5 protein-coding genes are annotated in these 8,805 nt (G+C 49.6%); all 5 read left to right on the top strand.

Annotation, left to right across the window (positions count from 1 at the left end; all coding sequences use genetic code 11):
• Nucleotides 1-171 precede the first annotated feature (171 nt).
• Entirely contained in the window at nt 172-534 is a 363-nt protein-coding gene (tnpB, locus tag AACZ40_RS26530) for an IS66 family insertion sequence element accessory protein TnpB (protein WP_339676576.1), read from the top strand.
• A 22-nt stretch (nt 535-556) separates the two neighbouring features.
• Nucleotides 557-2,293 (top strand): IS66 family transposase, encoded by a 1,737-nt coding sequence (locus tag AACZ40_RS26525; RefSeq protein WP_339676574.1) that lies wholly within the window; start codon nt 557-559, stop codon nt 2,291-2,293.
• A 1,186-nt stretch (nt 2,294-3,479) separates the two neighbouring features.
• Nucleotides 3,480-4,955 (top strand): efflux RND transporter periplasmic adaptor subunit, encoded by a 1,476-nt coding sequence (locus tag AACZ40_RS26520; protein WP_291174110.1) that lies wholly within the window; start codon nt 3,480-3,482, stop codon nt 4,953-4,955.
• Nucleotides 4,956-4,967: 12 nt separating this feature from the next.
• Nucleotides 4,968-8,177 (top strand): efflux RND transporter permease subunit, encoded by a 3,210-nt coding sequence (locus AACZ40_RS26515; RefSeq protein WP_145190888.1) that lies wholly within the window; start codon nt 4,968-4,970, stop codon nt 8,175-8,177.
• Between the two features lie 99 nt (nt 8,178-8,276).
• Nucleotides 8,277-8,480, top strand: a complete 204-nt coding sequence (locus AACZ40_RS26510; RefSeq protein WP_145190885.1) for a hypothetical protein — start codon at nt 8,277-8,279, stop codon at nt 8,478-8,480.
• Nucleotides 8,481-8,805: the final 325 nt, after the last annotated feature.

The following is an 8,805-nucleotide window of genomic DNA, read 5'->3' as shown; positions in this document are numbered from 1 at the left end:
GCAGCCAGCGGAGAACGGCTCGGCATTTGTCGAATTACCGTCCGTCTCTGCCCCGGCTTCCGCATGCGTGATCGAGTGGGAGGACCATGCCGGAATTTTGCGGGTCCATCTGACAGGTTATCAGGCCGCCGATATCGCGGTGGTGGGACGCAGCCTGCGAGGTTCAAACTGATGCTGGCCATTACACCGCAGATGAAGATCCTGGTCGCCACCCAACCGGCGGATTTTCGCAGGGGCATCGATGGGCTGACACGGTTGTGCAAAGACACCCTGGGTGAAGACCCCTTCGCGGGGACGGTGTTTTGCTTTCGCAATCGCAGAAAGACGGCCATCAAGGTGCTGGTGTATGATGGCCAGGGTTTCTGGCTCTGTCACAAGCGTTTTTCCGAAGGGCGCCTTCACTGGTGGCCCGACACGCGAGATGCCGCAACGCAACGCCTGGCTGCTCATCAATTGTCGGTTCTGTTCTCGGCCGGCAACCCGGAGCGAACGGGAGCTGCCCCCGATTGGCGGCCCGTGGGCCCCCAGGCTTGATCGTCGCATCAGGCAATTGCTCTTGCCACGCTGCGACAATCAGGGTATTCCTTCACTGAGCGAACGGACTTGGAGGCTCTGTGTTTGCCACGGATGGTGGATCATGAATCGGAAGAAACCGGAGGTCATGGAAGTGGATCACAAACGACTCCAGGATGTGGCGGACCGCGCCAGGCAATCGCTGGCTCATCAAGATGCGGAGCTGATCGAGCGGGTTTTTGAATCCTATGAATATGTGGCGGGCCTGATTCAAGAAAAGAACATGTCAATCGGCCGGCTGCAGAAGATGCTGTTCGGCGCGAAGACGGAGAAGACCAGACAGGTCGTGGGCAATTCTGATCAGGCCGATGCCGAGCCGAACTCCGGTAAATCCGTGGAGCGTACCGGGGACGCGGGCGAAACCGAGTCCGACGAAGCCGACAAAAAGCGGAACGGCAAACCACCTCCCAGAGGCCACGGTCGAAACGGAGCCGACGCATATCGCGGGGCCGAGCAGATCGAAATCACTCACTCCTCGCTTCACGTCGGCGATCCTTGTCCGGAATGCGGGAAGGGAACCCTCTATCAAAAGCCGCCCCGCACTGTGGTGCGGATCACAGGCCAGGCTCCGCTGGGTGCCAGGACCTATGCACTGGAACGCCTCCGCTGCGGTCTGTGCGGCGAGGTCTTCACGGCCGCGCTTCCCCAGGAAGCCGGCCGCGAGAAATACGATGCCAGGGCCGGTGCGATGATCGGCCTTTTAAAATATGGAAGCAGGCTTCCCTTCAACCGCCTCCAGGGCCTGCAGGGGAACCTGGAAATTCCTCTGCCGGCCTCGACTCAGTGGGATGTGATTTCCACTTTTGCCCCTCTACTCAATCCGGCTTTCGAAGACCTCATGCGAGAAGCCGCTCAGGGAGCGATTCTCTACAACGACGACACAACCGTGAAGATTCTGACCCTGATGGGAGAACGCCGGATTCCCTTCGCGGACAATCCGGACCGCACCGGTCTGTTCACGTCCGGCGTGATTTCCACGCGGGATGGTCGCCGCATTGCGTTGTTTTTCAGCTCGCATCGGCACGCCGGCGAGAACCTGGCCGAGGTACTCAAGCAGCGCGCAGCCGAACTTGAGTCTCCGATCCAGATGTGCGATGCGCTCGCGCGGAACATGCCCCGGGAACTGGGGACGATCGTCGCCAACTGCCTGGCCCATGCCCGCCGGCAGTTCGTGGAGATTCACGATCTGTTTCCCGCAGAGTGCGGCCAAGTGCTCGAAGCATTGAAGATCGTCTATAAAAATGATGCCGCTGCCCGGAAGGAGGGGCTGTCTTCCGAAGCACGTCTGGAGTTACATCAAGCCCACAGCCAACCGGCGATGACGGAATTGAAGAGTTGGCTGCATCGGCAGTTCGACGAAAAGCTCGTCGAGCCGAACTCGGCTCTGGGCACCGCCGTCAATTACCTGCTCAGACACTGGGAGAAGCTGACGCTCTTTCTGCACAAAGCCGGAGCCCCGCTGGACAATAACGTCTGCGAGCGGGCTCTGAAAAAAGCGATCTGCCATCGCAAGAATTCGCTTTTCTATCGCACGCAAAACGGGGCCCGCATTGGCGACATGTTCATGAGCCTGATCCACACCTGCGAGCTCAATCAGGCAAACTCCTTCGATTATCTCACCGAACTCTTCCGTCATCCCAGCGAAGTCGCCGCCCATCCCGAACGGTTCCTGCCTTGGAACTACCGTCAGGCAATCGCTGAACTCCCCACCGCTGCTTGAGCTCCCACCGCCGGCTGGCCTCGCTTCCTGACTGGCCCGCCAAATAATTCACAACGGAAATATTTTGCACGCTTACCGGAAGGACACCATATACGCCGATTCGATCCAGATGACATCGGGCTTCGAGTCTTACAGCCCTCTCGCCCATCCAACCGGCGCCTCATATGTGATTCGTGTTCCTCGGGCCAGGAGTTTGCCTGCTGCTTCCTTCAGATTCCACCTCGCGGTGGACACCCTTGCAGTTCGGCTAAGAGTTCCTGTCATCAAGGCCTCCATCGGGACTTACACCCGACAAGTCACTTCCCGGATCGCTTTCGCTTACCGGTTGACAGCGTCAGGTCGTGACGCTGCGCGTCATGCCTGACGCACTGCGAAAAAATCATCCCTGGCGCGCCAGGGATGATTAAAACTTGGATTTCTAACATTCCAACTGGTACAAGGTTGGGGGCAAGATCAACAACACATTTACTTCTAGCTGTAATTATATTATAAATAAATTTAGAGATTGACCTAAAACTGTCAATATGCAATAATTACTTGCTTGTTATTAATAATAAATATAGCATATCTTCAAAGGTACCCAAGAATCATGGCAAACAGTATGTTAAGCACTTTAGCTGCTTTATCCATAGTGTTTCATGCATTGCTTGGTTGTTGCTATCATCATACGCATGCACACAATGACATACCTCACCATGAGCATAAAGAGGGTTCTCAGCTTACTTCACTTTGTTTGTCTGTGCACGCAACAGCTTGGGTTTCGCACAATCACACTGATACAATAGCTAGCAACTCCTCACACAATAACCCAGAGAATCACGAGCACGACCATATTCCATGTGAGGAAAGCTCTTGTACATATGTAAGCTCATCTCCTATTGAATTAACTGCATTGGTAAAAGCAACTTCACTTGAAGTTGCACCGATAGTCACTTCTATCAATGTATCTACCACACGCATTGAGTACCGTCGAGATATTCCGGTTAACTCAATATCCACCAGTATGCGCTTGCGCAAACAGGTCTGGCTGGTCTAGGCGGTCTACGCCTCTTCTCAACTGTAAACTGACCGGGTCACAGTTCTTCTGCGCAATTTGCGTGTCACTTGGCACCTAAGTCCGTTCTTCTTTCCTAGTATCTTTTCACCTAAATGGTGTTCTGTTGCGCTGATAGCGCGGGATAGTATCATGCGATTTCAATTAAGCGATATTTCGCTCAAATGGTACGGCTTAATAGCTGTACTCCTCATATCGGGAATTTGCTGGGGTGTTCGTGACACTTGGCTTCCACTCGTCAAGCAAAAATTCTCACTAATCAATAAACAATCAGGCGAAAATCTTGCTGGTAGCCAGGGAGAAGACATCGGCCACAGTGGTCACAACCACGGTGATCCTAGTCATGCGCATGAGGACTCAACGTCTTTGGAGCTCTCTGAGCAGGCGCGGCGTAATATTGGATTGATTGTTGGTGAAGTCGCGTTGCAGACCTATGAACGAACCTTGAACATTCCAGCGATGATCGTTGAACGTCCTGGACGGACACGAATCCATATTACCGCTCCCATGACTGGTATCGTAACTCAGATACACATCATTGAAGGAGAAGCCATTCGTTCTGGAATGTTAATGTTTAAAATTCGTCTCACACATGAAGATCTCGTCCAGGCTCAAACAAAATTCTTACAAACAATAGGTGAATTAGAAGTTGAAAACCGTGAAATCGCTCGTTTAGAGAAGATCACATCTGGCATCGTGGCTGGGAAGGTAATTTTGGAACGAGAATATGCAAGACAAAAATTAAATGCCATATTAAGCGCACAGAAAGAAGCTCTCTTACTACATGGACTATCAGAGACTCAAATTTCTCAAATTGAATCAAAGCGAAAATTAATTCGCGAACTCTTAGTGTATGCTCCTGCTAGTGGGCAGGGTAACGAATTACAGTTACCTGAACCTCTCCTTAGACAAGTCTCTGATATTTCACAAGATAGCAACCAGAAATCAAAGAAGCAAACGTCCTCATTTGTGGTACAGGACTTGCAAATTATTAAAGGGCAGTCCGTCCAATCGGGGCAGACTTTGTGTATTCTTGCGGATTTTAGCGAACTATACATCAAAGGAAATGCGTTTGAGCAAGACAGTAACGAACTACATGCTGCAGCGCGCAATGAATCAGCTGTATCAGCTGTTCGTGAAGATAACCAACTACATTCAGAGATCATCAATGGATTGAAGTTCGTCTATGTCGCGAACCAAGTAGTCCCGTCCTCTCGCGCAATGCACTTCTACGTGGGGCTTACAAACGAAATTGAACGAAATAAAAAAACCAATGATGGTCATTACTTTATCGATTGGAAATATAAACCGGGCCAACGATTGCGACTCCGTGTTCCTGTAGAGCACTGGAAAAATAAAATTGTGTTGCCGATTGATGCTGTGGCACAGGAAGGGGCGGAGTTCTACGTATTTCTCGAGAACGGAGACCATTTCGACCGTGTACCAGTTCACGTTGAATACAGCGATCAATATTCGGTGGTTATTGCCAATGATGGTTTGCTGTTTTCGGGTGATGCGATCGCGCTTTCTGGAGCGCATCAAATGCAGGTGGCACTAAAGAACAAAGCTGGCGGTGGCGTTGATCCTCATGCCGGACATAACCACTAAGAGGACCTAACAATGTTAAATTCCATAATTCGCTTTGCTCTACGTCAGCGCTTACTAGTTGTTGTATTCTCATTATTTCTGCTGGGGTTTGGTGGATGGCAAACACTCCAAATGGATATAGATGTTTTTCCAAATCTGAATCGGCCACGAGTCGTTGTAATGACTGAGGCGCCAGGAATGGCACCCGAAGAAGTCGAGTCGCTTATCACATTTCCACTCGAAACCGCTATCAATGGTGCCAATGGAGTCGAAGCAGTTCGCAGTTCTGCTGGCGTCGGTATCTCGGTGATTTATGTCGAATTCGACTGGGGTACCAATATCTACAACGACCGGCAGATCGTAATGGAGCGGTTGCAACTCGTGCAGGATCGCATGCCGGAAGGAGTAAGACCTCAACTAGCCCCCATTTCATCGATCATGGGCCAGATTATCATGATTGGTATGTGGAGCGAAGACGAGAAAACTTCACCGTTGGAGGTACGAACACTTGCTGACTGGGTTGTTCGACAAAGACTGCTCACCATTCCTGGTGTTTCCCAGGTATTCACGATGGGTGGAGGGCGGATGCAGTATCAAGTGCTCGTTGACCCCGACAAGCTACTGAAATATGGTGTCACACTCCACGACGTTAAAAGGGCTTGCGCGGAGAGTAACGAGAATGCAACGGGTGGCTATCTTGATGATCAAGGGCCGAATGAATTTCTCGTACGAGCGATTGGACGCGTGCAAACGATTGATGATTTAAAAAAAGTTGTGGTAATAATGCGCGAGGGGCGACCAGTACGACTTTCGCAAGTGGCCAAGGTCATGGAAGGGCCACAAGTCAAACGTGGTGATAGCTCGGCGTATATTCGAAACGAGAACGGTGAGTTTTCTGGTGGTCCGGCTGTTGTCCTGACCGTAAACAAGCAGCCCACCGCAGACACGCGTGAAGTTACCGATCAGGTCATGAAGGCGCTTGAAGAACTCAAACCATCACTGCCGGACGATATCCGTATTCAGCCGGAGTTGTACTCGCAGAAGGCCTTCATTGATCGGGCCATTGAGAATGTAATCGAGGCGCTCCGAGACGGCGGCATTCTGGTTGTCATTATCCTGTTTCTGTTCCTGATGAATTTTCGAACGACGTTCATTACATTGACCGCAATCCCACTTTCGCTCGCCATTACCGCTCTGGTCTTCACTGCTTTCGGGCTTTCCATCAACACAATGACTCTTGGCGGGTTAGCTGTGGCGATTGGCGAACTAGTCGACGATGCCATTGTTGATGTCGAAAATATTTTTCGTCGACTTCGTGAAAATCGTCATGCGGAGAATCCGAAGCCCCCGCTTCTTGTCGTCTTTCAGGCGAGTGTCGAAATCCGCAATTCCATTGTTTTCGGAACAATGATTGTCGTACTGGTGTTTATTCCGCTATTCGCTCTGTCAGGCATGGAAGGCAGGCTCTTTGCACCGCTTGGTGTAGCTTATATTGTTTCGATTCTATCTTCTTTACTTGTATCCCTGACATTAACGCCTGTCTTGTCCTACTGGTTGCTCTCACGGGCGAAGCTGATGGAGAGTGAAAAGGATGGACCACTTTTAAGATTTCTGAAATGGGCCGCTGGTGGCGCAATTTCTCTAAGTCTCCGCTACGCAAAAATAATGTTATTATTCGGCGTGTCTGGTGTAGCTGTTGCTTTTGTAGCACTGGCGAGTCTGGAACGGGACTTTCTTCCTCCGTTTAATGAAGGTGTGGCACAACTGAATGTGGTTTTGCCACCAGGTACAGCATTAAAAAAGTCGAATGAGATTGCGAAATCCGTAAATGAACGTTTGATGAAGATTGAGGGGGTTGAGGCCTTCTCCAGACGAACCGGACGGGCTGAACTTGACGAGCATGCTGAAGGCGTCAATGTCTCCGAAATGATTATCAGTTTTGATCCAGAATCTGATCGAGGTCGGGAAGTCGTAATCGAGGATATTCGTCACGCGATGGAGGATATACCTGGAATCGTGACAACGGTTGAACAGCCTCTAGCGCATCTTATCTCGCATATGATATCCGGTGTGAAGGCCCAGGTTGGTATTAAAATCTATGGAGATGATCTCAACATCCTCCGACAAAAGGCCCAGGAAATGGCTGCAGTGATGCGCGAAATTGAGGGAGTCACAGATTTGCTCGTCGAACCACAAGTTGAGATTCCGCAACTCCGCATCCAACTTGACCGTGACCAACTTGAATTGTATGGGCTTACTCCATCGTATGTAAATGAATACATCTCCACGGCGATGAACGGCGAAGTCGTGAGTAGTGTCCTGCTTGGTCAACGAACGTTCGATCTACTTGTTCGCATGGATGAAAAATATCGAGAAGACATGGAAGCACTCAAGCGGCTGTCGATTGATCTGCCGAATGGAGGAACGACCCCACTGTCGTCATTAGCTAAACTATATAAATCTAGCGGACCGAACACAATTAACCGTGAACTCGTGCGTCGTCGTATTGTCATTCAGTGTAACGTTACAGGTCGTGGACTGGTCGATGTCGTGGCAGAAATGCAACTTGCTCAAAAGCCAGTCATTGAGTCGTTGCCGTCCGGCTATTTCGTCGAATACGGTGGGCAGTTCGAAAGTGAGAAAAGTGCGAGCCGTACTATTGGAATCTTATTCGGTGTCTCAATGTTTGGAGTTCTGATGGTACTCTACACAATGTTTCGCTCGATAAATTTTTCTCTTCAAGTGATGATGGCGCTACCGATGGCCTTTATCGGATCGGTAATCGCTCTATTAATCACCGGGCAAACCCTGACAGTTGCTGCCATGGTAGGCTTCATTTCATTAGGAGGCATTGCATCGCGGAATGGAATTTTGCTACTGAATCACTATTTGCACTTGGTCCGTTACGAAGGCGAGTCCTGGTCGAAAGAAATGATCATTCGTGCTGGCCAAGAACGGCTGGCTCCAGTGCTAATGACGGCACTGACCTCAGGCATCGGATTAGTACCACTTGCTCTCTCCGCCGGGGAACCAGGCAAGGAAATTCTTTATCCGGTTGCTACTGTAATTTTGGGTGGGCTGATCAGCAGCACTATTTTGGAATTCTTCATTCGTCCGGCTTTACTCTGGACGTTCGGACGCAAGGCAGGTGAACGAATCGTAGAATCTACGACGACTGAAATCCCTCTTATGGAAGAATCATTGGAGAGTCAACAGCCTGTACATGATATTTTAAAATCTTAACTGTCGATACCGAAGTCGACACTTAATTTGAAACTTTCACTGGGATGTATAGATACTTCCAGCAACTTCTAGTCTATCAAAACTGAAAGGAAAATGACTATGTTTACGATGAATTTGAAGAAGACCTTATTTGGTGGCATCACAATGGTGATTGCTGCGAGTCTGTTTGCAAATTCTGTATTGGCTGCGGAAAAAGAAATCGTTGGTTACCGTCTGCAGAAATGGAAGACGATTCATTTTGACGATGGCCAGAAGGCTAACATTCACATTAAGGCAGTGAAAAAACTCGGTTGTGAAGTTTAGAAGTACGACCATGGCAGTCCTCGATGTAACCTATCGTTGTCCAAATGGCAAGAGATCACTCTTAAAACTCATGATTCTGCTCGCCATTGAGACAAGTGGCTCGAGACGAGTGGATTTGAGACAAAGTACGTGCACTGAAACGTACCTATAACAAGAGACTAGAATACGCTTTGGAATTATGAGGGCGGTGAAAATTAAAAAATCCGTCACTGACTCTCTTCTCTGAACCCGCTTTTTCTAACTTATTAACTTTAATAAAGGCGACAACTCATGATAATACGAAACCATTTGATCTCAAGTACAGCCTTTTTGCTCTTAGCAATAA

Origin of the sequence: uncultured Gimesia sp., from assembly GCF_963972345.1 — a bacterium.
Lineage (GTDB): Bacteria > Planctomycetota > Planctomycetia > Planctomycetales > Planctomycetaceae > Gimesia.
Note: the sequence above shows the minus strand (reverse complement) of the source record. Positions and strands in the feature narration are given on the sequence as shown.